Annotated in this window: 27 protein-coding genes and 1 other annotated feature; of the genes, 13 read left to right on the forward strand and 14 right to left on the reverse strand. The window is 62.1% G+C overall.

Going from position 1 to position 26,266, the window contains the following annotated elements; all coding sequences use genetic code 11:
• Nucleotides 1-316 precede the first annotated feature (316 nt).
• On the forward strand, nucleotides 317-1,375 hold the full coding sequence (locus J5J09_RS14895) for an AI-2E family transporter (protein WP_208551687.1): 1,059 nt from the start codon (nucleotides 317-319) through the stop codon (nucleotides 1,373-1,375).
• A gap of 12 nt (nucleotides 1,376-1,387) precedes the next feature.
• On the opposite strand, the gene J5J09_RS14900 is transcribed toward J5J09_RS14895, so the two are convergent.
• On the reverse strand, nucleotides 1,388-1,969 hold the full coding sequence (locus J5J09_RS14900; RefSeq protein ID WP_208551689.1) for an N-acetyltransferase: 582 nt from the start codon (nucleotides 1,967-1,969) through the stop codon (nucleotides 1,388-1,390).
• Between the two features lie 263 nt (nucleotides 1,970-2,232).
• Between J5J09_RS14900 and J5J09_RS14905 the strand changes: the two genes are divergently transcribed.
• Nucleotides 2,233-3,267, forward strand: a complete 1,035-nt coding sequence (locus tag J5J09_RS14905; RefSeq protein WP_208551691.1) for a glutathione S-transferase family protein — start codon at nucleotides 2,233-2,235, stop codon at nucleotides 3,265-3,267.
• Here J5J09_RS14905 and J5J09_RS14910 read toward each other — a convergent pair.
• A complete protein-coding gene (locus tag J5J09_RS14910; protein ID WP_246745848.1) occupies nucleotides 3,224-3,727 on the reverse strand; it encodes an NUDIX domain-containing protein in 504 nt (167 codons plus the stop codon). The two genes, J5J09_RS14905 and J5J09_RS14910, sit on opposite strands and share 44 nt — an antisense overlap.
• Nucleotides 3,728-3,755: 28 nt before the next feature.
• Between J5J09_RS14910 and J5J09_RS14915 the strand changes: the two genes are divergently transcribed.
• Nucleotides 3,756-4,664, forward strand: coding sequence for a metallophosphoesterase (locus tag J5J09_RS14915; RefSeq protein ID WP_208551693.1), 909 nt, complete (start codon nucleotides 3,756-3,758; stop codon nucleotides 4,662-4,664).
• 108 nt (nucleotides 4,665-4,772) lie between these two features.
• Nucleotides 4,773-5,846: a polyphosphate kinase 2 gene (gene ppk2 / locus J5J09_RS14920; RefSeq protein WP_208551694.1), complete on the forward strand. Its 1,074-nt coding sequence runs from the start codon at nucleotides 4,773-4,775 to the stop codon at nucleotides 5,844-5,846.
• 14 nt (nucleotides 5,847-5,860) lie between these two features.
• On the opposite strand, the gene J5J09_RS14925 is transcribed toward ppk2, so the two are convergent.
• The 6 genes from J5J09_RS14925 to J5J09_RS14950 all read right to left on the reverse strand — a co-directional run bounded on the left by J5J09_RS14925 (nucleotide 5,861) and on the right by J5J09_RS14950 (nucleotide 10,639).
• Nucleotides 5,861-6,643 (reverse strand): alpha/beta fold hydrolase, encoded by a 783-nt coding sequence (locus J5J09_RS14925; RefSeq protein WP_208551695.1) that lies wholly within the window; start codon nucleotides 6,641-6,643, stop codon nucleotides 5,861-5,863.
• Between the two features lie 3 nt (nucleotides 6,644-6,646).
• Nucleotides 6,647-8,362: a 2-isopropylmalate synthase gene (gene leuA, locus J5J09_RS14930; protein WP_208551697.1), complete on the reverse strand. Its 1,716-nt coding sequence runs from the start codon at nucleotides 8,360-8,362 to the stop codon at nucleotides 6,647-6,649.
• Nucleotides 8,363-8,685: 323 nt separating this feature from the next.
• Complete coding sequence (locus J5J09_RS14935) at nucleotides 8,686-8,934, reverse strand: CopG family transcriptional regulator (protein ID WP_208551699.1); 249 nt, start codon at nucleotides 8,932-8,934, stop codon at nucleotides 8,686-8,688.
• The gene (locus J5J09_RS14940) at nucleotides 8,915-9,184 is read right to left on the reverse strand and encodes a BrnT family toxin (RefSeq protein ID WP_208551701.1); all 270 of its coding nucleotides are present in this window, start codon (nucleotides 9,182-9,184) and stop codon (nucleotides 8,915-8,917) included. Before J5J09_RS14940 ends, J5J09_RS14935 begins: the two co-directional genes overlap by 20 nt.
• A gap of 52 nt (nucleotides 9,185-9,236) precedes the next feature.
• The gene (locus tag J5J09_RS14945) at nucleotides 9,237-9,458 is read right to left on the reverse strand and encodes a hypothetical protein (RefSeq protein WP_208551703.1); all 222 of its coding nucleotides are present in this window, start codon (nucleotides 9,456-9,458) and stop codon (nucleotides 9,237-9,239) included.
• Nucleotides 9,458-10,639: a benzoate/H(+) symporter BenE family transporter gene (locus J5J09_RS14950; RefSeq protein ID WP_208551705.1), complete on the reverse strand. Its 1,182-nt coding sequence runs from the start codon at nucleotides 10,637-10,639 to the stop codon at nucleotides 9,458-9,460. The genes J5J09_RS14945 and J5J09_RS14950 overlap by 1 nt, the downstream gene beginning before the upstream one ends.
• A 368-nt stretch (nucleotides 10,640-11,007) precedes the next feature.
• Between J5J09_RS14950 and rnk the strand changes: the two genes are divergently transcribed.
• The 6 genes from rnk (at nucleotide 11,008) to J5J09_RS14980 (ending at nucleotide 16,950) form a co-directional block, all read left to right on the forward strand.
• Entirely contained in the window at nucleotides 11,008-11,415 is a 408-nt protein-coding gene (gene rnk / locus J5J09_RS14955) for a nucleoside diphosphate kinase regulator (RefSeq protein WP_208551707.1), read from the forward strand.
• Between the two features lie 108 nt (nucleotides 11,416-11,523).
• Nucleotides 11,524-11,757, forward strand: coding sequence for a hypothetical protein (locus J5J09_RS14960; protein ID WP_208551709.1), 234 nt, complete (start codon nucleotides 11,524-11,526; stop codon nucleotides 11,755-11,757).
• Nucleotides 11,758-11,879: 122 nt separating this feature from the next.
• Nucleotides 11,880-12,980 carry a carboxynorspermidine decarboxylase gene (locus J5J09_RS14965; RefSeq protein ID WP_208551712.1) on the forward strand — a complete coding sequence of 367 codons (1,101 nt, stop codon included), beginning with the start codon at nucleotides 11,880-11,882 and terminating at the stop codon, nucleotides 12,978-12,980.
• Between the two features lie 51 nt (nucleotides 12,981-13,031).
• Nucleotides 13,032-14,270, forward strand: coding sequence for a saccharopine dehydrogenase family protein (locus tag J5J09_RS14970; protein ID WP_208551715.1), 1,239 nt, complete (start codon nucleotides 13,032-13,034; stop codon nucleotides 14,268-14,270).
• 229 nt (nucleotides 14,271-14,499) lie between these two features.
• A complete protein-coding gene (locus tag J5J09_RS14975; RefSeq protein ID WP_208551718.1) occupies nucleotides 14,500-16,314 on the forward strand; it encodes an RNA-directed DNA polymerase in 1,815 nt (604 codons plus the stop codon).
• Between the two features lie 132 nt (nucleotides 16,315-16,446).
• Nucleotides 16,447-16,950 carry a hypothetical protein gene (locus J5J09_RS14980; protein ID WP_208551719.1) on the forward strand — a complete coding sequence of 168 codons (504 nt, stop codon included), beginning with the start codon at nucleotides 16,447-16,449 and terminating at the stop codon, nucleotides 16,948-16,950.
• Here J5J09_RS14980 and J5J09_RS14985 read toward each other — a convergent pair.
• A complete protein-coding gene (locus J5J09_RS14985; protein WP_208551720.1) occupies nucleotides 16,947-17,720 on the reverse strand; it encodes a pseudouridine synthase in 774 nt (257 codons plus the stop codon). The two genes, J5J09_RS14980 and J5J09_RS14985, sit on opposite strands and share 4 nt — an antisense overlap.
• 117 nt (nucleotides 17,721-17,837) lie before the next feature.
• Between J5J09_RS14985 and prmB the strand changes: the two genes are divergently transcribed.
• Nucleotides 17,838-18,749 carry a 50S ribosomal protein L3 N(5)-glutamine methyltransferase gene (gene prmB, locus J5J09_RS14990; protein ID WP_208551726.1) on the forward strand — a complete coding sequence of 304 codons (912 nt, stop codon included), beginning with the start codon at nucleotides 17,838-17,840 and terminating at the stop codon, nucleotides 18,747-18,749.
• A gap of 3 nt (nucleotides 18,750-18,752) precedes the next feature.
• On the opposite strand, the gene J5J09_RS14995 is transcribed toward prmB, so the two are convergent.
• The gene (locus J5J09_RS14995; RefSeq protein ID WP_208551728.1) at nucleotides 18,753-19,619 is read right to left on the reverse strand and encodes a DMT family transporter; all 867 of its coding nucleotides are present in this window, start codon (nucleotides 19,617-19,619) and stop codon (nucleotides 18,753-18,755) included.
• 112 nt (nucleotides 19,620-19,731) lie between these two features.
• Here J5J09_RS14995 and J5J09_RS15000 point away from each other — a divergent pair, with 112 nt between their 5' ends.
• Entirely contained in the window at nucleotides 19,732-21,147 is a 1,416-nt protein-coding gene (locus J5J09_RS15000; protein WP_208551731.1) for a PLP-dependent aminotransferase family protein, read from the forward strand.
• A 195-nt stretch (nucleotides 21,148-21,342) separates the two neighbouring features.
• Complete coding sequence (locus tag J5J09_RS15005) at nucleotides 21,343-21,558, forward strand: DUF2798 domain-containing protein (RefSeq protein WP_208551733.1); 216 nt, start codon at nucleotides 21,343-21,345, stop codon at nucleotides 21,556-21,558.
• Between the two features lie 40 nt (nucleotides 21,559-21,598).
• Here J5J09_RS15005 and J5J09_RS15010 read toward each other — a convergent pair whose 3' ends face one another.
• From J5J09_RS15010 to J5J09_RS15025, 4 genes are all read right to left on the reverse strand, one after another.
• Nucleotides 21,599-23,074 carry a SulP family inorganic anion transporter gene (locus J5J09_RS15010; protein ID WP_208551734.1) on the reverse strand — a complete coding sequence of 492 codons (1,476 nt, stop codon included), beginning with the start codon at nucleotides 23,072-23,074 and terminating at the stop codon, nucleotides 21,599-21,601.
• A 72-nt stretch (nucleotides 23,075-23,146) separates the two neighbouring features.
• Nucleotides 23,147-23,202: a sequence feature (sul1 is cis-regulatory element that is thought to sense ions involved in sulfur or methionine metabolism; They are found in Alphaproteobacteria), on the reverse strand.
• Between the two features lie 106 nt (nucleotides 23,203-23,308).
• Entirely contained in the window at nucleotides 23,309-23,545 is a 237-nt protein-coding gene (locus J5J09_RS15015) for a DUF2798 domain-containing protein (protein ID WP_208551737.1), read from the reverse strand.
• Between the two features lie 185 nt (nucleotides 23,546-23,730).
• A complete protein-coding gene (locus tag J5J09_RS15020) occupies nucleotides 23,731-25,422 on the reverse strand; it encodes a PAS domain-containing methyl-accepting chemotaxis protein (RefSeq protein WP_208551739.1) in 1,692 nt (563 codons plus the stop codon).
• 167 nt (nucleotides 25,423-25,589) lie between these two features.
• Nucleotides 25,590-26,174, reverse strand: coding sequence for an ATP-dependent Clp protease proteolytic subunit (locus J5J09_RS15025; protein WP_208551741.1), 585 nt, complete (start codon nucleotides 26,172-26,174; stop codon nucleotides 25,590-25,592).
• Between the last annotated feature and the right edge of the window lie 92 nt (nucleotides 26,175-26,266).

Here is a 26,266-nt window from a genome sequence, read left to right on the forward strand (position 1 = left end):
TTAGCATCAGCAGCAGGACCACGACGATCAGTCCGATCAGGAAGATCGCTCCGATCGTTCCACCAATGAATTTCAGCATGATGTTTCTCCTCTCGTGATTGATACGGCGGACGAAGCTTGCCCTGCTAAAAAGTCAAACGCGTCGTCGAAAGGGGAACAGATCGGACCCTGAGAGGTTCCCTCTGACAACAGGACTGCTCCCGACATCACACCTTCTATGGTTGCCGCCGTCGCGCTTTCTGTCCAGCGCAAGGCGCGGCGGAAGCCAGATAACGGGTGAGCATCCCCGCAGCAAAGACGAAGGAAAGGAACAGACATGACGGTAAAACACGATCTGCTCCGCCTCGGGCCAACCGGGGGCCCGGACCGCCGTCAGATGTCCGTCGCTCTTGTTTGCCTGGTGATCGGCGCACTGCTGATATTTCTGCCCGGCACGCTATTGATGGTTTTTGCAGGCGTGCTGCTCGCCATTCTCGTCCGCTCCTCCGGAGCGTGGATTGGCGCGCGCCTGTCTGTCGGTCCGACCTGGGGCGTCGCCATCTTTCTGCTCGCGGTGCTTTTGGTCCTGGCTGCCGGCGGAACGGCCGCCGCGCCGGCGATTTCCCAGCAGATCGATGAACTCTGGCGTCAAATTCCCGATGCTGTTGAAAACCTGCGTTCGAGAGCGGAGGAATACGCATGGGGCCGTGAGCTGATCGACCACGTCAGCGAAGACAGCCTCTGGACGTCGGCTTCGGGAGGCGCCGCCACGCAGGCGCTGGGGTCCGCGTTCGGTTATCTCGGTAACACGGTCCTGTTGATTTTCATCGCCCTTTACGGCGCATTCGATCCGCACACCTACCGAAAGGGTTTCCTGAAGCTGTTCGCTCCGTCCCTGCGGGACAAGGTCGCACATGTCCTCTCCCGCTCCGTCGGCCAGCTGGAAAGCTGGCTGTCCGCACAGTTGATCTCGATGACGGTGGTGGGCGTCCTGACAGGACTGGGCCTCTGGCTGATCGGCATTCCGCTGGCATTGGTGCTGGGCCTGCTCGCGGGACTTCTCGCGTTCATCCCGAATATCGGCCCCGTTCTCGCCGCGACGCCCGGTCTTCTGCTCGCTTTGCCCGGCGGAACGAACTCGGTCCTGATGGTTCTGGGGATTTATCTGGCCGTTCAGGCCCTTGAGAGCTATGTGGTGACGCCGATCGTCCAGCGGCAGAAGGTCTCGCTTCCGCCCGTGCTGGTCATTTGCTCGCAGCTTGCCTTTGGGGCGCTGTTCGGCCTGATCGGCCTGGCGCTGGCGACACCGCTGATCGCTCTGGTTCTACAGCTTGTCGACGATCTTTACGTCAACGATTACCTTGAGCAAGAAACAAGGGTGCCGCGCGCCCACTAGGGGTCACGCACGTTACCCGGCGCGGGACAACCGGCCGAGCTCGACCGAGGACTCCACGACCGCATCGGCGTCGTCATCAGAACCGGCTGCGGCGCACATTCTCCAGCCGATATCTCCTCTCAGCCGGTCGTGCACGTCCGTCCCCATAGGCACCACCAACACCCGGCCCGGATCAACGGGCCCGGGAAACTCCAGCGCCTTCCAGGCGACCTTCTCGAAGCCGAGCGGCATGTAATACGGCGGATCGCCGATCAGGATAACGGCTTCCGAGCCCTTCCGCCGCGCGGCCTCAATGGCGATCCGGACCAGTTCCCGGCCAATCCCCATGTTCTTGTGCGAGGGCCGTACCGCAAGCGGCCCGAGAAGATGGCCCTTCACCGAACCAGCCAGCACCGGCGTCATGCGCACCGAGGCGATCGTTTCGCCGCGATCGGCGCAAACGAACGACAACTGGCGATCATGCGGTCCCTGCTCGCGGATACGGGCCGCCGCACGCGTATGCCGGCCGGGGCCGAAGGCTTCTTCGTTGATAAGTTCGATAACCGCGTCGTGCGACGCATCCTCGGTGAGGTAGACGAGCTCGTGAGCTTTCATGGGTATGACCGGAACCAGGCTGAACAGACGGAGACATAGGTGAGCGATGACACGCGAAGGTGTCAGGTCAGCGTCAGCGTCGTCGCAGGGTCCGTACAAGGGTCATAAAGGAGCGCATCCAATTTTTGGTGACGGCTTCGATAGCAGCATTGCGGCGATCCGTCCAACGGAAAAACGCAGTGTTCATTCATTCGCCCCTCGCAATCGACGCCGACCTGCATATTTTCAGGAAGACGATAAACGTAGCGGGAAAGGATAAGCCGATGGGCATGCTCGTGGACGGCGTCTGGAAGGACGTCTGGTACGACACAAAATCGACGAACGGGCACTTCAAGCGAGGTGCGTCGACATTCCGCAACTGGGTGACCGCCGATGGCTCTGCCGGTCCCTCCGGTGAAGGCGGCTTCAAGGCCGAATCCGGCCGCTATCATCTCTATGTATCGCTGGCCTGTCCCTGGGCTCATCGAACCCTGATCTTCCGCAAGCTGAAACAGCTGGAGGAGCATATCGGCCTGTCCATCGTCGATCCGCTGATGCTGGAAAACGGCTGGGAATTCCACGAACGCGACGGCGCAACCCCGGATCACCTGTTCGGCTCCGACACGCTCTGGCAGGTCTACACCCGCGCCAAATCCGATTTCACCGGCCGCGTCACCGTTCCGGTTCTCTGGGACAAGGAAAGGAACACGATCGTCTCGAACGAGTCCGCCGAGATCATCCGCATGTTCAATAGTGCCTTCAACGGCATTACCTGCAACACCGACGACTATTGCCCTGACGACCTCGTCGGCGAGATCGATGAGCTGAACGCCCGCATCTACGACAACGTCAACAACGGCGTCTACAAGGCCGGCTTCGCCACCAGCCAGGACGCCTATGAGAGCGCGGTCAAGCCACTGTTCGACACCCTCGACTGGCTGGAAAGCCGGCTGTCAGGCCAGCGTTTCCTGATGGGCGACCGGCTGACGGAGGCCGACTGGCGGCTGTTCACCACTTTGGTGCGTTTCGACGCCGTCTATGTCGGCCACTTCAAGTGCAACATCCGCCGCATCGCTGACTATCCGCACCTTTCGGCCTATCTGCGCGACCTCTATCAGTGGCCGGGCGTTGCCGAAACCGTCAACATGCGCCACATCAAGCACCACTACTACCGCAGTCACAAGACTATCAATCCCTCGGGCGTGGTGCCCGTCGGCCCGGCGCTCGACTTCGACCGTCCGCATGGTCGCGACAAGCTGGCCGAGGCTCTGGAAATCACCAGGTCTCGGCGCGGGGAAGCTCACCTCGCAACTCGCTGAGCCGGCGCAGCGTCGCATCCGTCGTGCCCGCCGGCGGGTTCGCCGGATCGAAGAAGCCGCATTCCACGATTTCCCGGTCTGGCAGTCGTGGTGCGGTCTGCCGGACGTTGACCCGGTAAAACAGCACATGGTCGCGCTTGCTGACATGCCGGTTGAAATAGACGCCCAGAAGTTCGGGTGGTGCTGTCGCCTCCAGATTGCCCTCTTCGCGGATTTCCTTTGTCAGGGCCTCTCCCACGGTCTCGCGGCGCTCGACCCCGCCGCCGGGAAAGTACCAACCCGGCAGGTAGCTGTGCCGAACGAGGAAGACCCGCCCCTCCGTGTCGAAGCATGCCGCGCGCACGCCAAGCGTCATGCCGCGCGCCATCACGAAATAGGTGTGCAGCACCCGCATCATCAGCCGCCGGCTTCCCCCCTCGATGACAGCCTTGCCTTTGTCTTCTTTAATTCCTTGCCCCATTGCCCCTCCCGCACTATGAGTGTCGCCGATGTTCAAGCTCGCTCACATATCCGACATACATCTCGGACCGCTCCCAAAGCTGACTTTGCGCGAACTTGCCTCCAAGCGCATCACCGGCTACGTCAACTGGCATCGTAACAGACGAAAGCATCTTTTTGCCAATGCTTTAGACCTCGTCATGGAAGGTATTGCCGAGGCAAGGCCGGACCATCTGGCAATAACCGGCGACATGGTCAATCTAGCCACCGCCATGGAAATCCGCATGGTCTCGGACTGGCTGAAGCACGCCGCCGAACCGCTGTCCACCTCGATCGTTCCCGGAAATCACGACGCCTATGTGCCCGGCGCACACGCTAAGACCGTCAGCGCCTGGTACGATTACATGCGCGGCGACGACGATCCGCTGGTCTGGGAGGACGACCACAAGCTCTTTCCTTATATCCGTCGGCGCGGACCCGTAGCGATCATCGGATGTTCCACCTCGATCGCCACCCCGCCCTTTTCGGCCATGGGATATTTCAGTGCCAGACAGGCACGAGAGACGGCAAACCTCCTGAAGGCGGCTGGCGAAGAGGGCCTGTTCCGCGTCGTCCTGATCCATCACCCGCCGGTGCGGGGCGCCGCCAGCCGCTACAAGCGCATGGTCGGCATACGGCGTTTCGGCGCGGCGATCTCCGTCGGCGGCGCCGAACTCGTGCTGCATGGCCACACGCACCTCAACACGCAATACACGCTCCCAAGCCGTGGTCGCCCCATTCCTGTCATCGGCATCGCTTCGGCATCGCAGGGCCCCGGCGGCCACAAGCCCGCCGCCGCGTTCAACCTGTTTGGAATATCGGGCAAAAGCGGCGCCTGGACACTGGACTGGCAACGTCACTCGCTGCGCGAAGATCTCCAAGGCACCGAGATGTCCCACCACCACATTTTCTCCCTCTGACGCCGGTCAGGCGGCGAACCACGCTCCAGTCTTGATCCAAGTCAATGCCGGAAGCCTTTGCCGGGCGCTCTATATTAGCGGTTTCGATGAAGGCGCGAGGGGGTGGGCATGACGCAAGACAACAACGAGGAGAAGAAGTCGGCTGACCTCCCGGAGGGCGTGGAGACAGGGTTGGCGGAGGAACGCCGCGAGGCCGCACAGGAGGCCGAACTCTCCGCCCTTGGCGCCATAGCCGCGACGGGCAACGAGGAGGTCGTCTCCGGCATCGAGGCCATCATAGAGGGCGCCTCTCCCGATGACGCCACCCGGCTGCGCAAGTCGCTAGGCCTTCCCAAGCCATCCGGCCATCCGCGCGTGACGAGCGACGAACTGGCCGACGACTGGCGCGACGGCGGCTATCCCTTCCGCTACAAGATGCTGCGACGCGATTACGAGCGCGAGAAATTCATCCTGCAGACCGAACTGCTGAAGCTCCAGTCCTGGGTGAAGGAAGCCCAGCAGCGCGTCGTCATCCTGTTCGAGGGACGTGATGCCGCCGGCAAGGGCGGCGCGATCAAGCGCTTCATGGAACACCTGAACCCGCGCGGCGCTCGCGTTGTCGCGCTTGAAAAGCCGAGCGAGGTCGAGCGCGGCCAATGGTATTTCCAGCGCTACGTCGAACACCTACCGACGCGCGGCGAGATCGTTCTGTTCGACCGTAGCTGGTACAATCGTGCCGGCGTCGAGAGGGTCATGGGTTTCTGCACGGACGAGGAATACCGCGAATTCCTGCAACAGGCGCCGGAGTTCGAGCGCAATCTCGTGCGCAGCGGCCTGCACCTGATCAAGTTCTGGTTCTCCGTCAGCCGGGACGAGCAGCGCCGCCGTTTCAAGGAGCGCAAGGTCCACCCGCTGAAGCAGTGGAAGCTCTCGCCCGTCGATCTCGCCTCCCTCGACAAGTGGGACGATTACACCCGCGCCAAGGAAGCGATGTTCTTCCACACCGATACCGCCGACTCTCCGTGGACGGTCATCAAGTCGGATGACAAGAAACGCGCCAGGCTGAATGCCATGCGCTACGTCCTCCATGCGCTGCCCTACAAGGGCAAGGACCTGAAGCGCGTCGGCCGCGTCGAACCCCTGCTGGTCGGCCGCGCCAACACCATCCACGAGCGCGGCGAATACGACTTCGGCGTCCGATAGGCGCTCATGCCCGGTCAGCCTGCGCCCGATATGATCGACTTCAGGAGGTCCGCCACGGCATCTGGGGCCTCTTCCGGCAGCATGTGCCCGATGCCCATCCAGCGACGGAAGACAAGATTGTCGGGAAGAGAAGTCTCGTCGGGGACAGGAAGGATCGCGTCCTCGTCGCCCCAGACGACGGTCACCAGCATCGAGAGCTGTGCCAACGCCGACATGTCGATGGTTCCCTGTTCCCATCCACCCTTGCCGTCCGGCCGCATCATCGCCTCGAAGACACGGCTCAGGAGCTCTCGAGCACCCGGCCGCTGACGCTCGTTCCAGAGCCGATCCACGACCTCAAGCAATGGCCGCCGCCCCTCCGCCATCATCGCGGCCAGCGCATCGGCGAGGTTCGGCCTGTCCTCGGGCAAGGAGAAGCGCCGCAGCACCTCGTGATTGATCTCCGGACCGAAACCTCCCGGCGCCAGCAGCGTCGCGGTCAACACCCGTTCGGGCGCCCTAAGGGCTATCAGCGCAGCGGTCGCCCCGCCGAGCGAATGACCCGCGAGGTGGAAATGCGAAATCCCGCGCGCCGAAAGATCGGAAAGCAGAGCTTTCGCCATCCGCCCCGCCCCGCCTGGATTTTCGGCGTCGACCGAGCCGCCATGTCCCGGCAGGTCGTAGGCAACAAGCGGCGGCCCTCCTGCGAGAGCCGCCACCACCTCATCCCAGACATGTCCGCCGCCGCCGAAACCGTGGAGTAGCACCAATGGCGGTGCGTCATCCAGGTTGCCGGTGATGGCGGCGTGGAGACCCATGGCTCAGGCCTTCGTGGTTTCCTCGAGCACGCGGTTGGCGGCCGAGACGATCGCCTCGAGCGAGGCGGCAACGATGTTGGTGTTGATGCCGACGCCGAACAGCTTGCCGGTCGGATGTTCCACCTCGACATAGGCGATCGCCGAGGCGTTGGAGCCGTGCTGCAGGGAGTGCTCGGAATAGTCGGCAACCGAGAGCTCGATCCCGAGATAGGTCGACAGCGCGTTGATGAAGCCGTCGATCGGTCCCGTTCCCTTGCCCTCGATCCGCTTCACCTCGCCCTTGTCGGTGATCTCCGCCGCCACCACGCGAACCCCGCGTGCGTCACCGCCGGCCGGGTAGGTGTGGTGGTCGACGAACTTCAGCCGCGCCGTCGGCTGGTCGACATAACGTTCGATAAAGCGCTCGTAGATCGCCTTAGACGGCAGTTCCTTGCCGCCTTCATCCGTGATCCGCTGGATGTCCTCTCGGAACTCGACCTGCAGGTTGCGCGGCAGGTTGATTCCGTAGTCCTCTTGCAGGATGTAGGCGATGCCACCCTTGCCGGACTGCGAGTTGATGCGGATGATCGCCTCGTAGGTGCGCCCCACGTCCTGCGGATCGATCGGCAGATACGGCACTTCCCAGACGGGCGAATTCGCCTTGCGGATCGCCTTCATGCCCTTGTTGATCGCATCCTGGTGCGATCCGGAAAACGCCGTATAAACCAGTTCGCCGACATACGGATGACGCTCGGGGATCACCATCTCGTTCGAGTATTCGTAGACGGCCTTGATCCGCTCGATGTCGGAACAATCCAGTTCCGGATCAACACCCTGCGTGTACATGTTGAGCGCCAGCGTCACGATATCGACATTGCCGGTGCGCTCTCCATTGCCGAACAGCGTGCCCTCGACACGGTCGGCGCCGGCCATCAGGCCGAGTTCGGTCGCGGCAATCCCGGTACCCCGGTCGTTGTGCGGATGCAGCGAGATGATGACGTTCTCGCGGTCGTCGATATTTCGGCACATCCATTCGATCTGGTCGGCGTAGATATTCGGCGTCGCCATTTCCACGGTCGACGGCAGGTTCAGGATCAGCTTGTTGTCGGCCGTCGGCTTCACGATCTCGACCACCGCGTTGCAGATTTCCAGCGCCACCTCCAGCTCGGTGCCGGTAAAGCTCTCCGGCGAATACTCGAAGCGATAACCGCCGCCCGCTTTCGCCGCCATGTCCATGATCATCTTGGCCGCGTCGACCGCGATCTGCTTGATGCCCGCCACATCCTTTCCGAACACGACGCGGCGCTGCAGCTCGGACGTCGAGTTATAGAAGTGGATGATCGGCTTGTTGGCTCCTTCCAGCGCCTCGAAGGTGCGCGTGATCAGCTCCGGCCGGCACTGCACCAGAACCTGCAGCGACACGTCGGCGGGAACCCCGCCCTCCTCCACGCACCAGCGGGCAAAGTCGAAATCGGTCTGGGACGCCGACGGAAAGCCTATCTCGATTTCCTTGAAGCCCATGTCGAGCAACAACTGGAACATCCGGGCCTTGCGGTCGTGGCCCATCGGGTTGACCAGCGACTGGTTGCCGTCGCGGAGATCCACGGAGCACCAGATCGGCGCCTTGTCGATCACCTTCGACGGCCAGGTGCGGTCCGAAATGTCGATCTGCGGATAAGGGCGGTACTTCTGCGAAGCGTCCGGCATGCCCTGCTTCACGGTATGGGTCTTCAAAATCATCGTCGTCTCTTCTCGTCCTCGTCGGCGTGACCGGCTGATAGCAAATCAGCACTGGTTTGGCACGTCCGAACACACCCTTTTCAAGGGATGGATTGCATCAATGGGGGAGTTTCGAGGAGCAATCGCCGAACGGCTGACCCGGCCGCCGGGCGCTCCTCAATGGACCCGGCAACCGCGGATAAGGCCGAGAAGAAGAAGCGAGTTTGGCACCGACGCGACGAAACCGGCCGCCGTGCGGGCCGTCATGCAAGTCGCAACAATGGTCGTGCCGTTGATATTCATGGGATGAGGAATAACGCGCGGAATTGAATCGCGCAAGGGCGTTATTCGGCGGCGGACGGCGTCACCGCGTCGAGCTTTTCACGCAGCCATTCTTCCAGAAGAGTGTCGGCGGATAGACCAAGCTCCCGAGCCTGCCTTTCCAGCCTAAGCTTCGTGCCCCGGGTAACAGTCACCGTCAGCACTACAGGCTCCAGATTGGGGCGAGTTGCCGTGGTCCAGTCGATGTATTCGCTTATATCTTCGCCATCATCGAACTTCCGATCGAATTCCTCAGCGCTGATTGTCTTCATAGCGACGCCTTTCATAAATTCGTGCCCGGCGGACCGAAATGATGCGAATACGCTCCTCGCGTAGAACGTAGACACCGGTCCACAGGACCCCGAAAATCCGGCCTATTCGGATCCGCCTTGGCTCGAGCAGATGTCCGGCATCCGCATCGACGGCGAATAGATCATACCACAATTCCTGCGCCGCCACGAAATCGATTCCGTGCTTCGCTTTGTTCGCCTCGCTTTTGGCCGGATCGAATTCGAACTCCATGCCGAAAAGCTAGCGCAACCATGACGATCACGCCAGATCGGTCACACCTCGCTCACCGCCGCCCGAACTGCGCGATTAAGGCTGCGGCCAGGAAGCCGAGCGCGATCATGCCCCAGACCATCCCGCCATCGGTAACGTTGTTGCCATCAGGCGTAACGCAGCTCGATTGTGAAGCTGCAATGCAGTCCCGCCACATCCAGTAGCGGGCATGAAAGATGGCGGCGAAAAGCCCGGCGGCAAGCACAAGGACAATCGCCCGCGGACGAACCCGCATCACGCGCGAGCCCTGGCCACTTTCAACAACCCCAGCATCGCGACCCCCGCGACCAGTCCCCAGAACGCGCCGGAGATCCCGAGGATCGAAATGCCCGACGCCGTCACCAGAAATGTCACCGCCGCCGCCTCCCGCGTCTCCGGCTCCTTGAATGCCGCCACCGCCGAGCCCGAAAACGCCCCGATCAGCGCCAGCCCGGCGACGGACTGGATCAGGATGGGCGGTGCCAGGGATACGAAGGCGGTCACAGCGCCGGCCGCGAGCCCAAGAACAATGTATCCGATACCGGCGATCACCGCCGCCCAGTAGCGCCTGACAGGATCGGGATGGGCATCCTCACCGGCGCACATCGCCGCCGTGATCGCCGCGAGGTTGACTGCATGGCCACCAAATGGCGCTGACAGGAGAGAGAACACCCCGGTCGCGGCGAATAGCGGCCCCGGATTGGGATCGTAGTTGTTGACCTTCAGCACCGCGATGCCGGGAATGTTCTGCGAGGCCATCGTCACGATGAAGAGCGGCAGTGCGATCGAGACGAGCGCGGCGAGCGTGAACTGCGGCGCCACAAATTCCACCGGCGGCGCCAGCGACGAGGCCCAGGTGGCGAAGGCTCCATCCGGCAGCTCGACGCCGAGGACCATGACGATCACGAACGCGACGAGCGCGGCCGGCACCGCATAGAGACGCTTGAACGCCGCAACGACCGCCCAGGCGATGAAGATCGGCAGGCCGAGCGCCGGATCGAAGGCGATTGCCTTGAACGGCGCGAAGCAGAGGCCGAGGATGACGCCGGACAGCATGGCGTTTGCGAGGGGCGCCGGGATCGCCGCAACCGCACGACCGAGCGGTCGGAACAGGCCGGCGACCACGATCAGCACGCCGCAGACGAGGAAGGCCCCGACCGCAACGGCGAACCCGCCCTCCGGCACGCCCGCCGTCACCAGAACGGCGGCACCCGGCGTCGACCATGCGATCGAGACCGGCAGGCGCGTCCAGAGGCTGAGCACGATCGCGCAAAGCCCCATCGACACCGAGAGAGCCATCAGCCCCGAAGCCGCCTCGTAGTCGGTCGCGCCCACGCCCTTCAGCCCCTGCAGCACCACCGCGAACGAACTGGCAAAGCCCACGAAGGCGGTCAGGCAGCCCATGAACACGCTTTGAGGGGACAGGTCTTTGAACATCGATGACTCCGGCGAATGACGCTCAACCCTCAGCAAAGATTCAGGTTGCACGCAAGCCTGTCCGGCGCCGTTCAGGTACGCATGAAATCCGGCTTTTCGGCCCTCGGCCTTGACATTGCCATGCTTTGACCCGACCTTTCTCCTATGAACACGCGCAAACGCCACACCCTGTACCGGCCCTTCCCGATCGCGGAATAGCGGCCCCGGCTCGGCATCCCCGGGACCGGGGAGGCGTGTAACCATCGGAAAAAGTTCATCGGTCGACCGTTGCCGCGTCCATCGCGGCGGCAAGCGTTTTGATTACGGATCAAGCGTTTTGACTACGGATATTGCGCCGGGTCGGCCCACTACACAGAAGGACAAGAACCATGACCAGACCCCGGATCGTCGTCGAGAAGAACGACCACGACAAGCTGATGCGCCTCGCCAACGGCCTCGTCGAAACCCGCCCCGAGATCGCCGAGGAACTGCTCGACGAACTCGAACGCGCCGCCGTCGCCGAGGACGCAAAGGCCATCAACGGCACAGTGCAAATGAACAGCACCGTCGAATACCGCACCGATGACGGCGCATCGCGCACCGTGACCCTCGTCTATCCGGCCGATGCCGATATCGCCGAAGGCAGGATATCGATCCTCACCCCGATCGGCACCGCGCTGCTCGGCATGCCCAAGGGCCGCACCATCGACTTCACCGCCAATGACGGCCGCGAGCACAAGCTGACCGTCGTCTCTGTCACGAAGGCCGCCACCGAAAACGGCGCCACGAAAGCCTGATCGCCGGCGGGCAAACCGCGCGGTCCGCGAGTTGATCTTTTTCGCGGCCTCGTGTTATAGGCCCGCCCCACACATTGCAGGTTTCATCTGCTGGTTGGAGAGGACGCCATGTCGAGCGACGCCCTGTTCCAATCGGGGATGGGCCCAGTCGAACTGGATGCCCCCCGAACGGAAGTAGTCTCTATCGCGCCCCTTACCCGGGCGTGCCGGACGATATTTCGTCTCGTCTTCACGCACACGCGGCTGACGGGCATCGCACTCATGCGCACCGAAATGCGCCAGCGCGGCGGTCTGCAGAAGCGCCTCGTGCCGCGCCGCATGGCGATCACCATCCCCTCCTGAACAATTCAAGCCAGCCCTGAAGCCGACGGGTCGAGGCGCGCCGCGCCATGCCCCGCCTCGGCTTCACGTCGCCGTCACATGCCGATGGCACACCCCTTCCCTGCGAACGAACAGGTGTCACGATGCCGCTCCAGACCCCCTATTACCTGATCGACAAGTCCAAGCTGCTCCAGAACATGGAGAAGATCGCGACCCTGCGCGAACTCTCCGGCGCAAAGGCGCTTCTGGCGCTCAAATGTTTCGCCACCTGGTCGGTCTTCGACTTCATGCGCGACTACATGGACGGCACGACCTCGTCGTCGCTCAATGAAGTCCGCCTTGGCCATGAGCGGTTCGGCAAGGAAACCCATGCCTATTCGGTCGCTTACGCCGACTACGAGATCGACGAGGTCGTCAGCCATGCCGACAAGATCATCTTCAACTCGATCGGTCAGCTCACCCGCTTCGAGAAGCAATCCTCCGGCATCATCCGCGGCCTGCGGCTGAACCCCGGCATCTCCTCCTCGAGCTTCGATCTGGCCGATCCCGCCCGCCCCTTCTCGCGTCTGGGCGAATGGGACCTGAAACAGGTCGAGCCGGTCATGGACATGATCTCGGGCTTCATGATCCACAACAACTGCGAAAACGGCGATTTCGACCTTTTCGACCGCATGCTGGGCGACATCGAACAGAAGTTCGGCCCGCTTCTGAAGAAGGCCGACTGGGTATCGCTCGGCGGCGGCATTCATTTCACCGGCGAGAACTATCCGCTGGAAAAGTTCGCCGAGCGCCTCAAGCGCTTCTCCGGCGAGTTCGGCGTTCAGGTCTATCTGGAGCCCGGCGAAGCCTCGATCACCAAGTCGACCACGCTCGAAGTCACCGTGCTCGACAGACTTTACAACGGCAAGGATCTTGTCGTGGTGGATTCCTCCATCGAAGCGCATCTCCTCGATCTCCTGATCTACCGGGAAAGCGCGAAGGTCCACCCCAACCAGGGACCGCACCGGTACCAGGTCTGCGGCAAGTCCTGCCTCGCGGGCGATATCTTCGGCGAATTCAATTTCGAGAAGGAATTGAACATCGGCGACCGCATCTCGCTGCAGGACACCGCCGGCTACACGATGGTCAAGAAAAACTGGTTTAACGGCGTGCAAATGCCGGCAATCGCCATCCGCGAACTGGATGGCAGCCTCAGGACGGTCCGTGAGTTCGACTACACGGACTACGAAACAAGCCTGTCCTGAACTCCCTCAGGAACAGGTTCTGACGATTGGACGTAAGGAGTTGGTCCCAGAATGAAAAAGAACGTGCTCATCATCGGCGCCGGCGGCGTCGCCCAGGTGGTCGCCCACAAGTGCGCGCAGAACAATGACGTGCTCGGCGACATCCATATCGCCTCGCGCACCAAGGCGAAGTGCGACGCCATCATCGCTTCCGTGCATGAGAAGAAGGCGATGAAGCAGGAGGGCGTTCTCGAAGCCCATGCGCTCGACGCACTCGACATCGAAGCCACCAAGGCGCTCATCAAGAAGCTCGGCACCGAAATCGTCATCAATGTCGGCACCGCCTTCCTCAACATGTCGGTGCTGCGCGCCTGCATGGACACCGGTGTCGCCTATATCGACACCGCGATCCATGAAGAGCCGAACAAGATCTGCGAGACCCCGCCGTGGTACGGAAACTACGAGTGGAAGCGTGCCGCCGAATGCGAGGAAAAGGGCATCACCGCCATCCTCGGCGCCGGCTTCGATCCGGGCGTCGTCAACGCCTATGCCCGTCTTGCCAAGGACGAATATCTCGACAAGGTGACCGACGTCGACATCGTCGACATCAATGCCGGCAGCCACGGCAAATACTTCGCCACCAATTTCGACCCGGAAATCAACTTCCGCGAATTCACCGGCGTCGTCTATTCCTGGCAGGGCGGCGAATGGAAGGTCAACAAGATGTTCGAGATCGGCAAGGATTACGACCTGCCGGTCGTCGGCACCCGCCGCGCCTATCTCTGCGGCCATGACGAAGTGCATTCGCTGGCCAAGAACATGGACGGCGCCGACGTGCGCTTCTGGATGGGCTTTGGCGATCACTACATCAACGTCTTCACCGTGCTGAAGTCGATCGGCCTCCTCTCCGAACAGCCGGTCAAGCTGGCCGACGGTTCCGAAGTCGTGCCGCTGAAGGTCGTCAAGGCCTGCCTGCCCGACCCGGCTTCGCTTGCCCCCAACTACGAAGGCAAGACCTGCATCGGCGATTATGTAATGGGCTTCAAGGACGGCAAGGAAAAGACCGTATTCCTCTACAACGTCGCCGATCACAAGGAAGCCTATAACGAAGTGGGCAGCCAAGGCATCTCCTACACGGCGGGTGTCCCGCCGGTTGCTGCGGCCATGCTCGTCGCGACAGGCGAATGGGACGTGAAGAAGATGGCCAACGTCGAAGAACTGCCGCCCAAGCCGTTTATCAATCTGCTCAACAAGATTGGTTTGCCGACGCGCATTCAGGACGAAGATGGCGATCGGGCCGTGGAGTTCTGAGGGCGCGGGTAGCGCTTGAGATTTGAGGGAATGCGGACCCCGCCGGAGAGATCTGGCGGGGTTTTTCGTTGGCCACCAATGCCTGCTACCGTCATCCCCGGGCTTGTCCCGAGGATCTGCTTTCGTCAGCGGCAGGCGCTGGGGTAGAGAGTGCGGATGCCCCCTCCGAAAGCGGTTGTGAAAAGGCTAAATGCGCATGTAGAGTTGCTCAAAGAATGAGAGGCAACTCGTGCAGTCACCAAAGTTCAAGTTCATACGCGACGAATTAGATGCCGCATTCTCAGCTTCCAAACTCACGGAAGAATGGAAGAAGCGGGTTCGCTATCAGATTAGGAAGCAGCTCGTTTTCGACCCAATCGAATATCGAGACTACAACGACAAGCTAAGCTCGATTGTCCGAGCGGTCAGAAAGCAGATTTTAGGCGGGATTTATGAGGTACGACCAGCGAAGAGATATCTAGCTGAAAAATCCCGGGGCCTTTGCAGGCAGATGACGCTTGTTCATCCGGTAGATCTTCTTGTTCTCGAGAGGCTTTCACGCTCTGTATACTTCGAATTGAAATCCAAAGCACCTAGCAAGTCGGCATTCTTTGAACCCGACGACGGAAAATTCATCAAAGGCATCAATCAAGCAGAGGTAAAGTATGGCTCATTTGAGAGTTGGAAGCGATTTCAAGGCGCAGTGTTCGGCTTCGCAAATGAAAACAAGTACATCGTAGTCACAGACGTAGCCAATTTCTATGACTTCATAAACTTTCAGCACTTAAGAAACATTGTTTCATCACTAGCAGACATCAGGGAATCACTTTTAGACCTTTTAATTTACGTCCTAAACAAATTGACTTGGACTCCAGACTTCATGCCGCTCACGCAAATAGGGATGCCGCAAATTGAGACTTCGGCGACCCGTGTACTGGCCAACGCGATGTTGTACGAGGTCGACAAAGTCTGCGAGCACTCTGCCGTATCGAATTACGCACGCTTCATGGACGATATGGACATCGGCGTCGAAACGATAGCTGATGCAAAGAAGATAGTTCGGGATGTCGACTTAACCCTACAATCGCGCCAGCTTCGCCTAAATGCTTCTAAAACCCGTATTCTTACGCAGAAGGAAGCATATACCCATTTTTGTATAGACGAGAACTTTCACCTTGCACGGCTTGAGCGCGTTATTGGCGCCAAGAAATCTTCAGCTGCGGGGAATATACTTCTGAAAACATATGAAGCATGGATGGCAAGAGACGAAGGCCCGTCACCCGGCAAATCTTCCCCATTTCACCACGGCAACGGATCCAAAATACACAAATACATACTAGGCCTGCTCTACCAAACAGAAACCCGAGTGCCAGATGATGATTTGTTATGGCTTATACGTAACAAGCCAGACATGCGCTCAACAGCGTTTCGTTATCTCTCATACTCGAACAACATCGGTACGGCGGCGTTTGAAGTACTCTCACTCCTCAGCGAGGGAATTTTTGTTGATGACGCATCTCTCGTCGATTTGACCGGATTTTTGCTGCACTCAAGAATTCCCAAAACACGTAAAATAAAGATAAAACTGCAGCAGGCGATCCAAATAATTGAATACTCTGGCGACCTAGGACTTCATTGCGCTATTTTTCTCTCAATTAAGTTCAGTGACCTTGGTGAGCTGCAATCAGTTATTCAGCGGCATAAGGAGAGAATAGCGAATGATTATTGGTTGGCTCGGGCAGCGGCAGGGGCGATTCCACGCTTTATTCACTCGAAGGATTCGTTTTCCGGTTTTCATGACCTAATTTCCGAGCTCCAAAACGAGGAAGCTCAGAATGTGGCGAGGTACTTGCTGGATATTTCTGAAATGGGATCAATCCCGCAAAGCCTTAAGCTGTATCTGAATGCTCCGAACAGCTCTTACCCGCAGAATATCTATTTCCCGAAGGTGATCATCCTTCTCGCTGCATGCAAAAATGCAGAATGGAAGAAATTACTGCCAAACATACACAAGACGCATGTCGCGTTGCGGGCAGATCCGTTTTTCAAGGATATGGGCTTTTAGCCGTCGGCGAAATCGGTGTCGGCTCGGAATGTACTACGCCTCGGCTAGGGCATCCACAACGCCCCCATATCCACCCCGCCCCCACCATGCTACGAGGCCGCCACACACCATTCCACGCTCGCCGAGACCCTGATGCCCCCAGCCCTCCACCCCGACCTCACCGCATCCCTCCGCCCCCTCCTCACCGAACTCCACCACACCCCGGACCTCTTCCAGACCTGGGACGCCCATCTGGAGCTCGTCGCGGCCGGTGGTCTCGTTGTCGTGAAGTCGAAGCGGGCGAAGGGGCTGGTCGACAGTCTGTTCTGGGGCCGCGCGCCGAATAGCCAGGAAAACAAGCAGCTTCCGGAGGCGACGGCCTTCGCCGCGATCGATCGCTTCCTCGGCCTCGGCGCCCATCTCGCCCTGTCGGATGCCCTGCCGGAAGGCGCCCTGCTGGACGCGGCCTATCCGCATTGCGCGGTGAAGATGAACTACCGCAAGAAGGGTGCGCCCAAGGCGAAATCGCTGTCGATGATCCTCATCGGCTTCAACGACGAGGGGGATGCCCTGGCCTATGCCGAGCGCGCCGGCACAAGCCTGCCGCTGGGCACATCCAGGCCGCTGATGGGTGACAAACTGCACGAGTGGCGCTAGCGCCTCAGCCCCCTCACCTCCGCCTCCGTCAGCGCCCGCACCGCGCCTTTCTCGAGTGTGCCCAGTTCCAGCGAGCCGATCGCCACGCGCACTAGCCGCAGCACCTCGATCCCCATCGCCTCCAGCATGCGGCGGATCTGGCGGTTCTTGCCCTCGTCCAGCACCACCTCGATCCAGGCGTTCCTGTCACCCTCGCGCAGCAGCGCCGCCTTGCGCGCCCGCAGCAGGTCGCCGTCGTGCATAACCCCAGCCATCATCGCCGCCAGCACGTCCGCATCGACCAGACGGTCGACCTGCACGTGATAGGTCTTCGGCACATGCGTCTCGGGGTCCAGCAGCCGGTTGGCGAAGTCGGTGTCGTTGGTGAAGATGAGCAGCCCCTCGCTCGCCTTGTCCAGCCGCCCGACCGGCGAGATATGCGCCCCGGCATGGTCCCCAAGGCAGTCGTAGACCGTCGCCCGCCCCTCCGGATCGTGCCGTGTGGTCACCAGCCCGCGCGGCTTGTTGAGCATCAGGTAGATTGGCTTTTCCGCCGCCACCCGCGCGCCGTCCACCGCGATCGCCGCCACGGCCAGATCGACCCAGGCCTCGACATCCGTCACCACCCGCCCGTCGACGCTGACGCGCCCCGCCGCAATCAGCGCCTCGGCCTGCGTGCGCGAGCAGTAGCCAAGCTTGGAGAGCGCCCTCGGCAGCGTCACGCGCTTGCCCTCGGCCTGCGCCTTGGGCTTGCTGTTGGCGGGCTTTGTCCGCTTCGGCTTGTCCTTCATCAGTCGCGTCCTCGACGTGGCGACGGTTGACCCGCCGCCCCCGGCCTTCTAGAGCGAAGGCACAACCTTTGTCCCCCGCAATAAGCGAGCGGGCCGCCATTGAAAAGCGAGAATGCCGTGGACGACATCACCAGAGACCTCGTGACCCTGCGCGATTACTGGCGCTATGCGATCTCCCGCTTCAACAAGGCCGACCTGAGCTACGGCCACGGCACCTCGACCGCCGGCGACGACGCCGCCTTTCTGCTTCTGGATTCGCTCGACCTGCCGATCGATGCGCTCGATCCCTTCCTCGACGCCCGCCTGCTGCCGTCGGAGCGCAAGCTGCTGGCCGAGCGCATCGAGACCCGTGTCACCACCCGCAAGCCCTCCGCCTATCTCACCGGCCGCTCCTATATCCAGGGCGTGCGCTTCCATGTCGACGAGCGGGTCATCGTGCCGCGCTCGCATATCGGCGAGATCCTGTTCCGCGAATATCTGGGCGAGCTCGGCTCGTCCTTCCTGCCCGATCCGATGGCGGTCGAAAGCGCCGTCGATATCTGCACCGGCTCCGGCTGCCTCGCGGTGCTGGCGGCGAAATTCTTCCCGCAGGCGGAGGTCGATGCCGTCGATCTCTCGGGCGATGCGCTCGAGGTGGCGAAGCTCAACCTCGCCGAACACGAGGTCGAGCAGCAGGTGAGCCTGCACGAGGGCGATCTCTTCGCCCCGCTTGCCGGCCGCACCTACGATCTCATCATCACCAACCCGCCCTATGTCGACCACGAGGCGCTCGACGGCTACCCGCCGGAATACCGCGCCGAACCGAGGCTCGCCCATGACGGCGGCGTCGACGGGCTGGACCTCGTCCGCCGCATCCTCGATGAAGCCGCCGCGCACCTGAACCCCGGCGGCGGCATGATCTGCGAAATCGGCTCGGGCCGCGAAATCCTCGAGGAGGAATACCCCCACCTCGATTTCGTCTGGCTGGAAACCGCAAGCTCCCAGGACGCCGTCTTCTGGCTCTCGGCCGAGGCGCTGGGGGTGGAATAAGCCCTAGCGGGCGAAACGCCGCGCCCCCGCGACGCAGCCGACCACGGCGACCGTGACGGCCGCCATCGACCAGCTCACCGCCTCGCCAAGCAGCCCGGCGGCGAGCGCCAGTCCGAAGAAGGGCTGCAGCAGCTGCAACTGCCCGACCGCAGCGATGCCGCCGAGCGCCAGCCCCCGATACCAGAAGATGAAGCCGATCAGCATCGAGAACAGCGAGACATAGGCAAGCCCCAGCCATGCCGCCTCCCCCACGCCGCCGAACGTTGCAGGGCGCGTGACAAGAGCGAGCACCACCATCACCGGCAGCGACAGGATCAGCGCCCAGGCGATCACCTGGAAGCCGCCGAGCCGCCGCGAAAGCCGCGCGCCTTCAGCGTAGCCGAGCCCGCAGGCGATCACCGCCGCCAGCATCAGCCCGCCGCCGATCAGCGACACCTCGCCGCCCTTGCCGCTCAGCGCATACCCCGCGACCATGGCGCTGCCGAGCACCGAGAAGGCCCAGAAGGCCGGCTTCGGCCGCTCGCCGCCCCTGAGGACCCCGAAGGTCGCGGTCGCGAGCGGCAGGAGCCCGATATAGACGATCGAATGGGCCGAGGTGATATGCTGCAGCGCCAGCGCCGTCAGCAGCGGAAACCCGACCACCACGCCGAGCGCGATCACCACGAGCGACGCGATCTCGTCCCGGCGCGGACGCGCGCCCGGAAAAAGGAAGACGAGCGGCAGCGCCAGAAGCCCGGCGATGGCGCCCCGCGCCGTGGTCAGGAACAGCGGATCAAACCCCGCCACCGCCACCCGCGTCGCCGGCAGCGAGGCCGAAAAGATCAGCACCCCCAGCATCCCGTTGATCAGCCCTTCCATCGTTCTCGTCATGCCATGTCACTCCGTGAATTCCACGTTCCGGATGTAACGCCGGACGACTGGCGTTCCGAGAGACAGTCCAGTACAATATCCGCAAACTGTATGGATCACGAAAGCAGTACGGATGGACCAGACCGTCACCCACCCCGACACGACGGGCACCTCCCGCGTCGAGCATGTCATGGCAACGATCCGCCAGCGCATCGCCTCGCGCACCCTGCAGCCGGGCTCCCGCCTGCCCTCCATCCGCCAGTGCGCGACCAGCCTCAAGGTCTCGCCCTCCACCGTGGTCGAGGCCTATGACCGCCTGGTCTCCGACGGCCTCATCCTCTCCCGCCCCGGCTCCGGCTTCTATGTCGCCGCCGCCCATCCCGCCCCGCTCGTTCTCGCCGAGATCGCCCCGCGCCTCGACCGTGCGGTCGATCCCTTCTGGGTCTCACGCCAGGCGCTGGAGGCGGGCGCCGAAACGCTGAAACCCGGCTGCGGCTGGTTGCCGCCGTCGTGGTTTCCCGAACGCGAGCTGCGCCGGGCACTGCGTGATCTCTCCCGCGCCGAGGATACGCTGCTCACCGACTACGGCACGCCGCGCGGCCTGCCGCCGCTCCGCCAGCTGATCGCACGGCGCATGAGCGAGCGCGGCATCGAGACCTCGCCCGACCGTATCCTGCTCACCGAGTCAGGCGTGCAGGCCCTCGATTTCGTCTGCCGCTTCCTGCTCGAACCCGGCGATACCGTGCTGGTCGACGATCCCTGCTATTTCAATTTCCTGGCGTTGCTCCGCGCCCACCGCGTCACCGCCGTCGGCGTGCCCTACACGGGAACCGGCCCCGACGTCGAGGCCTTCGCCGCCGCCCTCGCCACCCACAAGCCGCGCCTCTACGTCACCAATTCCGGCCTCCACAATCCGACCGGCGCCTCGCTCTCCCCCGTCGCCGCCCACCGCATCCTGAAGCTCGCAGAAGCCGCCGGTCTCACGATCGTCGAGGACGACATCTTCGCCGATTTCGAACAGGACCCCGCCCCGCGTCTCGCCGCCTTCGACGGCTTCGAGCGCGTCATCCAGCTCGGCTCCTTCTCGAAAACCGTATCGGCCTCCGCCCGCCTCGGCTATATCGCCGCCCGCCCGGACTGGATCGAAAGCCTGATCGACCTGAAGATCGCCGGCAGCTTCGGCGGCAACGCGCTGTCGGCGGCGCTCACCCTCTCGGTCCTGAAGGACGGCGGCTACCGCCACCATCTGGCGACGCTGAAGACGCGGCTCGCCAGCGCCATGGGCGAGACGATAAGGCGCCTTGCACCCCTCGGCATCAGACCCTGGCTTGAACCGCGCGGCGGCCTCTACCTCTGGTGCCGCCTGCCGGATGGTCTCGATGCCGCCGAGATCGCCCGCAAGGCGCTCGCCGAAAACGTCATCCTGGCCCCCGGCAACGTCTTCTCTGTCTCGCAGACGGCGGGCGACTTCCTGCGCTTCAACGTCAGCCAGTCGGCCGATCCGAGAATCTTTAACGTTCTGGAAAGGGTGCTCGACGCCCGGAATTGACATCCCCCAAGGGACGGATTAGGGAACCCACGCCGAAAAATGAACGGCTGGTCCGGTTATTCCAGCCCCCGTCTCCACGGGAATTAGTCGCTGCAAGCGAACCCACGGCATCAACCCCAACCGGGGTGGTGCTGCGCGACGATTAAAAAACGGCCTTCCCGCACGCTCCACCCCCATCTGTCGTGGAGACAAGAAATGACCAACAGAAAAACCCTGCTTCTCGCCCAGGTCCTGATCGCCGCCATGATGGCCGGCCTGATGAGCGGCTACATGTCCTTCCTGCACGCCGGCCCGACCGCCGCCTGGCTGTCGGAATGGGTGCGCGGCTTCGCGTTCGCCTTCCCGGTCGCCTTCCCGCTGTCCCTCGTCGTCAGCCCGCTCGCCTTCCGCATCGCCCGCGCGCTCACCTGACAAGCAACGGGACGCCGTGGCGTCCCGTCGACATTTGTCTCTAGTGCGCCTGCAGCACCCCGCCGTCCTTGTCGTGCACCGCGAACCGGTCGAGCATGTGGGCGCTCGCCTCGTTGACCCCGATCACATCGACCACCACGCCGTGGCGGCGGAACTTCAGCACCACCTTGTCGAGCGCGCCGACGGCGGTGATGTCCCAGAGATGCGCCTCGTGTACGTCGATCACCACCTTTTTCAGCGGCTCCATGAAATCGAAGGCCAGGATGAAGGCCTCCGTCGAGGCGAAGAAGATCTCTCCGTCCACGTGATAGGTCCGGACCTGGCCGTCCTCGCTGATGACGGAGCGGACATGGAACAGCTTCGCCACCTTGCTCGCGAAGAACACGCCGGACAGCAGCACGCCGACCAGCACGCCCTTGGCGAGATCGTGCGTGCCGACAGTCGTCACCACCGTCGCCAGCATCACCACGGAAGACTGCCAGGGATTGCGGCGCAAATCGAGGATGGACCGCCAGGAGAAGGTGCCGATCGACACCATGATCATCACAGCCACCAGCGCCGCCATCGGAATGATGCGCACGATGTCGTCGAGAACAAGGATCAGGAACAGCAGGAAGGCGCCGGCAACGAAGGTCGAGAGACGTCCGCGCCCGCCGGATGTGACGTTGATCACCGACTGGCCGATCATGGCGCAGCCACCCATGCCGCCGATCAGGCCGGACGCAATGTTGGAGCAGCCCTGGCCGATGCATTCCTGGCTCTTGCGGCTCGACGTATCGGTCATGTCGTCGACGATCTGCGCCGTCAACAGGCTTTCCAGCAATCCCACGGCGGCGAGCGCGATGGAGTAAGGCAGGATGATCTGTAGCGTTTCCAGCGTCAGCGGCACCTGCGGCAGCGCAAAGATCGGCAGCGCCGAGGGCAGCTCGCCGAGATCGCCGACCGTGCGCAGGTCCATGCCTGTGAACCAGGCGACCAGCGTCAGCGCCACGATTGCGACCAGCGGCGACGGGATCGCCTTCGTGACATAGGGGAACAGATAGATGATGCCGAGCCCTGCCGCGATCATCACGTAGGTGAGATTGGGCACGCCGATCAATTCCGGCAGCTGCGCCATGAAGATCAGGATCGCGAGCGCGTTGACGAAGCCTGTGATCACCGAGCGCGAGACGAACCGCATCACCCGCCCGAGCTTGAGGATGCCCGCGAAAACCTGGATCAGCCCCATCAGCAGCGTCGCCGCGAAGAGGTATTCGAGCCCGTGATCGCGCACCAGAGTGACCATCAGCACGGCGGTGGCCGCCGTCGCCGCCGAGATCATGCCGGGCCGTCCGCCGGTGAAGGCAGAAACGACGGCGATCGCGAAGGAGGCAAAGAGCCCCACCTTCGGATCGACGCCCGCGATCACCGAAAAGCCGATGGCCTCGGGGATCAGCGCCAGCGCCACGACGATGCCGGAGAGGATGTCAGCGCGAATGTTGGAAAACCACTCTCGCTTGTAAGCTATTATATTCATGAGAAAATTCCGCAAAAGGAGATCAACCGGGACGATGGGAGGATCGGCCGTTTTCAAGGTTTGATGCTGATGCGTTGTCTGGCGGATCGGCGGCCAGAAGAGCCACCCGGAGTTTCACCGGGTCCGGGGTGAGTGGGTGTCTTATAAGCAAGCACGGTCGGCATGACAACCGTCAACCTGTTGCGGCGCAAAAGCAGACGTCCGACGACAACGCCAGACGTCCGCGGCATCACATCACACGCGTCCGGACACACCGGCAAGACGCAGCGCGATCATCCGGACCGGTCCGCCGATCGCCGTCGCGATCAGGAATCCGATAGGCCAACCGATCGCGATGCCTCGTCCCCAGGCCCACAGCCAGTCGGCACCGAAGCCGAATGCGCGGTAGGTGAAGAAACCGGAAAAGAACAATGACATCGCGAACGACATCATCAATGAGGTGAGCAGTGCGACTTTGATCTGAGGCGCCATGGCCGTCTCCTTTTGATGGAGGGCAGGCGCGTTGAAAACACAGCGACACCTGCCCGAGGGTTTCGGGTTCAAGCGTCGTGGGTTCATTGAAAACGTGGCCCGCGTCAGCGGTGCCCGGCGACCATGCGGGCTAAGCCTCTTTTCGACAGCGGGAGAGTAGCGGATGCAACCCCTGGCGGCAAGCCTCAGGCGCTGCGCCGATACGCCTGCCGCTCGCCGCCGGACGCACCGGAGCCGACCTTGAAGCGGCCGATCAGACCAGCGAGGCTTTCGGCTTCGGCCGCCAGCGACTGCGAGGCTGCATTGGCTTCCTCCACGGTTGCCGCCGCCTTCTGCGTCCCTTGGTCGAGAATGTTGATGGCCTCGTTGATTTCGTTGATGCCGGCCGATTGTTCCTGCGATGAGGAGGCGATCGCGGCGACGTTCGCGTCGACCATCTGCACTTTCTCGGCGATCTCGTCGAGCGACGATCCGGTTTTCTCGACCAGTGTCACGCCGCTCTGCACGGCCGCGTCGGCGGTGCGGATCAGTTCACGGATTTCCTTCGCGGCCGTCGCGGAGCGCTGGGCAAGCTCGCGCACTTCCTGGGCGACGACGGCAAATCCCTTGCCCGCCTCCCCCGCACGCGCCGCCTCGACACCGGCGTTGAGCGCCAGAAGATTGGTCTGGAAGGCAATCTCGTCGATCACGCTGATGATGTTGCCGATCTGGCGGGAGGTTTCCTCGATCCGAGCCATGGCTTCATTGGCATCCCGCACCACGTTTCCGGAAGCTTCGGCACTGGAGCGGGTGTCGGCCACGAGCCGACCGGCCTCGACGGCGCGGCGGCTGGAATCCTTGACCGTGGTGTTGATTTCCTCAAGCGCGGCAGCCGTTTCCTCGACCGATGCAGCCTGGCGCTCGGCCGTCCGGGCGATGTCGTCGGAGACCGACCGGATCACCTTGGCGTTGGCGGCGAGGGTATCGGAGGAATCTCGTATCGACAGCATCGTCGATTGCAGGGCGCGCGCGGCAGTATTGAAATCCTGGCGGGTGCGCTCGAGCAGCCGGTCAACCTTGTCGGCGATTTCCGTCGTCAGGTCGCCTTCGGCCAACCGGCCGATCGCAGCGCCGATGATTTCCACTGACTTCATGGTTTCCGTAATGTCGGTCGCCACCTTGATGACCTTGTAGACGCGACCCTTGGCATCAAAGATCGGCGTATAGGCCGCCTGGATCCAGACCTGCCGTCCGCCCTTGCCAATGCGGATGAAATTATCGGCGATCATCTCGCCGCCGTTCAGGCGCGGCCAGAACTGCGCGTAGTCGGCGGAGGCGGTATAGTCCCGGTCGCAGAACATGCTGTGATGCTTGCCCCGGATTTCCTCCATCGTATACCCCATCGCGCCGAGGAAGTTCGCGTTGGCTTCGACGATCGTGCCGTCCGTCTCGAATTCGATGATGGCCTGGGACTGATCGATCGCCTTCAGCCGGTTGGCGTCGTGCAACGCTGCGGTCTTGCTGGCGGTGATGTCGCTGGCGATCTTCAGGATCCGCACCACCTTGCCGCCGCTGAACACCGGATTGTACGAAGCCTCGATCCAGATGTCCTGACCCTTGCTGTCCACGCGACGGAACTGGCCCTGCTTGAATTGGCCGGCCGCCAGATCGCGCCAGAACGCATTGTAGTCGGGAGAATCGACGATGTCACCGTCACAGAAGGTGCGGTGGTGCTTGCCGACGATGTCCTTCAACTCGTACTGCAACGCCTTGCAGAAGTTCTCGTTGGCGTCGATGACGGTCCCGTCGGGTTTGAACCAGATCAGCGCCTGAGATCGTGAAAGCGCGGCGACGTCTTCCGACAGACCGCGCGCGTGAAGGAAGTCCCGAAGTGCCATGCTTGTTGTTCCGAATTGTATTTCGCCAAATACAACCTTAAAGAAATTTATAAAATACTAAATAGAAACATAAAAAGTAGCACCGCCGTTTTTGGGAGTCGCGCGCTCCAAAACAAAACCCCGCCGAAGCGCTCCGACGGGGTTTGAAAATGACATAAGAAGCTCGATCAGCCGATGTCGGCGTGGCTCTCGATGATCTTGCCGACCAGACCGTATGCAACGGCGTCTTCGGCCGACAGCCAATAGTCGCGGTCGATATCCTTGGCGATCTTCTCTTCCGACTGGCCGGTGGCCTTGGCGTAGATCTTGATCAGGCGCTGGTTCATCTTGATGATTTCGCGGGCCTGGATCTCGATGTCGGAGGCCATGCCGCGCGTGCCACCGGACGGCTGGTGCATCAGGAAGCGGGTGTTGGGCAGCGCCAGGCGACGTTCCTTCGGCACCGAGACGAAGATCAGCGAACCGGCGGACGCGGCCCAGCCGGTCGCGATGATCCAGACCTTCGGCTTGATGAAGCGGATCATGTCGTGGATCGCGTCGCCGGCTTCCACATGGCCGCCCGGCGAGCAGACGAACACGCGGATGTCGTCGTCGGAGGCGGCAGCGAGTGCGACGAGCTGGGTGCAGACCTTCTGCGCCAGCTCCATGGTGATCCCGCCATAGATGAAGATCGACCGCGACTTGAAAAGGTTCGCTTCCGTTTCCTTGCCGATCGGCAGTTCCTTGCTCTTGTCGTCTTCGTCTTCATTCATCGGAGGTCTCTCCAGCGTTTCCGTGTCATTGAATCGGCACATAATGCGACTCAAGGTCTAAAACAATGGCTGGCGAACGGAAAGGCCAGAGC

This window comes from Ciceribacter sp. L1K22 (assembly GCF_017599385.1).
Classification (GTDB): domain Bacteria; phylum Pseudomonadota; class Alphaproteobacteria; order Rhizobiales; family Rhizobiaceae; genus Allorhizobium.

What these genes read in the sequence shown, in the direction of transcription:
- J5J09_RS15010 (WP_208551734.1), bottom strand. Translation starts at nt 23,074, where the DNA reads ATGAATATAATAGCTTACAAGCGAGAGTGGTTTTCCAACATTCGCGCT.
- J5J09_RS14950 (WP_208551705.1), bottom strand. Translation starts at nt 10,639, where the DNA reads ATGTTCAAAGACCTGTCCCCTCAAAGCGTGTTCATGGGCTGCCTGACC.
- J5J09_RS14970 (WP_208551715.1), top strand. Translation starts at nt 13,032, where the DNA reads ATGAAAAAGAACGTGCTCATCATCGGCGCCGGCGGCGTCGCCCAGGTG.
- rnk (WP_208551707.1), top strand. Translation starts at nt 11,008, where the DNA reads ATGACCAGACCCCGGATCGTCGTCGAGAAGAACGACCACGACAAGCTG.
- J5J09_RS15025 (WP_208551741.1), bottom strand. Translation starts at nt 26,174, where the DNA reads ATGAATGAAGACGAAGACGACAAGAGCAAGGAACTGCCGATCGGCAAG.
- J5J09_RS14895 (WP_208551687.1), top strand. Translation starts at nt 317, where the DNA reads ATGACGGTAAAACACGATCTGCTCCGCCTCGGGCCAACCGGGGGCCCG.
- leuA (WP_208551697.1), bottom strand. Translation starts at nt 8,362, where the DNA reads ATGATTTTGAAGACCCATACCGTGAAGCAGGGCATGCCGGACGCTTCG.
- J5J09_RS14945 (WP_208551703.1), bottom strand. Translation starts at nt 9,458, where the DNA reads ATGCGGGTTCGTCCGCGGGCGATTGTCCTTGTGCTTGCCGCCGGGCTT.
- J5J09_RS15020 (WP_208551739.1), bottom strand. Translation starts at nt 25,422, where the DNA reads ATGGCACTTCGGGACTTCCTTCACGCGCGCGGTCTGTCGGAAGACGTC.
- J5J09_RS14905 (WP_208551691.1), top strand. Translation starts at nt 2,233, where the DNA reads ATGGGCATGCTCGTGGACGGCGTCTGGAAGGACGTCTGGTACGACACA.
- J5J09_RS14965 (WP_208551712.1), top strand. Translation starts at nt 11,880, where the DNA reads ATGCCGCTCCAGACCCCCTATTACCTGATCGACAAGTCCAAGCTGCTC.
- J5J09_RS15015 (WP_208551737.1), bottom strand. Translation starts at nt 23,545, where the DNA reads ATGGCGCCTCAGATCAAAGTCGCACTGCTCACCTCATTGATGATGTCG.
- J5J09_RS14985 (WP_208551720.1), bottom strand. Translation starts at nt 17,720, where the DNA reads ATGAAGGACAAGCCGAAGCGGACAAAGCCCGCCAACAGCAAGCCCAAG.
- J5J09_RS15000 (WP_208551731.1), top strand. Translation starts at nt 19,732, where the DNA reads ATGGACCAGACCGTCACCCACCCCGACACGACGGGCACCTCCCGCGTC.
- J5J09_RS14900 (WP_208551689.1), bottom strand. Translation starts at nt 1,969, where the DNA reads ATGAAAGCTCACGAGCTCGTCTACCTCACCGAGGATGCGTCGCACGAC.
- J5J09_RS14940 (WP_208551701.1), bottom strand. Translation starts at nt 9,184, where the DNA reads ATGGAGTTCGAATTCGATCCGGCCAAAAGCGAGGCGAACAAAGCGAAG.
- J5J09_RS14960 (WP_208551709.1), top strand. Translation starts at nt 11,524, where the DNA reads ATGTCGAGCGACGCCCTGTTCCAATCGGGGATGGGCCCAGTCGAACTG.
- J5J09_RS14995 (WP_208551728.1), bottom strand. Translation starts at nt 19,619, where the DNA reads ATGACGAGAACGATGGAAGGGCTGATCAACGGGATGCTGGGGGTGCTG.
- ppk2 (WP_208551694.1), top strand. Translation starts at nt 4,773, where the DNA reads ATGACGCAAGACAACAACGAGGAGAAGAAGTCGGCTGACCTCCCGGAG.
- J5J09_RS14935 (WP_208551699.1), bottom strand. Translation starts at nt 8,934, where the DNA reads ATGAAGACAATCAGCGCTGAGGAATTCGATCGGAAGTTCGATGATGGC.
- J5J09_RS14980 (WP_208551719.1), top strand. Translation starts at nt 16,447, where the DNA reads ATGCCCCCAGCCCTCCACCCCGACCTCACCGCATCCCTCCGCCCCCTC.
- J5J09_RS14925 (WP_208551695.1), bottom strand. Translation starts at nt 6,643, where the DNA reads ATGGGTCTCCACGCCGCCATCACCGGCAACCTGGATGACGCACCGCCA.
- J5J09_RS15005 (WP_208551733.1), top strand. Translation starts at nt 21,343, where the DNA reads ATGACCAACAGAAAAACCCTGCTTCTCGCCCAGGTCCTGATCGCCGCC.
- J5J09_RS14910 (WP_246745848.1), bottom strand. Translation starts at nt 3,727, where the DNA reads ATGGGGCAAGGAATTAAAGAAGACAAAGGCAAGGCTGTCATCGAGGGG.
- J5J09_RS14915 (WP_208551693.1), top strand. Translation starts at nt 3,756, where the DNA reads ATGTTCAAGCTCGCTCACATATCCGACATACATCTCGGACCGCTCCCA.